Below are 580 nucleotides of genomic sequence, written 5' to 3' on the forward strand. Positions count from 1 at the left end.
GGCTAATACCGCATAATGTCTACGGACCAAAGGGGGCTTCGGCTCTCGCCTTTAGATTGGCCCAAGTGGGATTAGCTAGTTGGTGAGGTAATGGCTCACCAAGGCAACGATCCCTAGCTGGTTTGAGAGGATGATCAGCCACACTGGAACTGAGACACGGTCCAGACTCCTACGGGAGGCAGCAGTGGGGAATATTGCACAATGGGCGCAAGCCTGATGCAGCCATGCCGCGTGTGTGAAGAAGGCCTTCGGGTTGTAAAGCACTTTCAGTAAGGAGGAAAGCTTAGTAGTTAATACCTGCTAGCTGTGACGTTACTTACAGAAGAAGCACCGGCTAACTCCGTGCCAGCAGCCGCGGTAATACGGAGGGTGCGAGCGTTAATCGGAATTACAAACTTTCTCAAAATTAAGTGTTGACAACAAATCAGGGTTGAGTAGAATGCAAAGCCCTCGAGACGCGAAAGCAACTCGAAACCGGGTAACCGGACCTGTTCTTTAAAAATATGAAGCAATCATCTGTGTGGGCACTCGTACAGATTGAGTTCTAACAGCAGATTCTAGTTCGCTAGATGACGCAAAC

1 rRNA gene is annotated in these 580 nt (G+C 49.7%); it reads left to right on the top strand.

Features of this window, described 5'->3' with window-relative positions:
• A 16S ribosomal RNA gene (locus C2M24_RS07105) occupies positions 1-384 on the top strand; the annotation flags it as partial.
• Between the last annotated feature and the right edge of the window lie 196 nt (positions 385-580).

It is taken from the genome of Pseudoalteromonas sp. T1lg22 (assembly GCF_002964645.1).
Classification (GTDB): Bacteria; Pseudomonadota; Gammaproteobacteria; order Enterobacterales; family Alteromonadaceae; genus Pseudoalteromonas.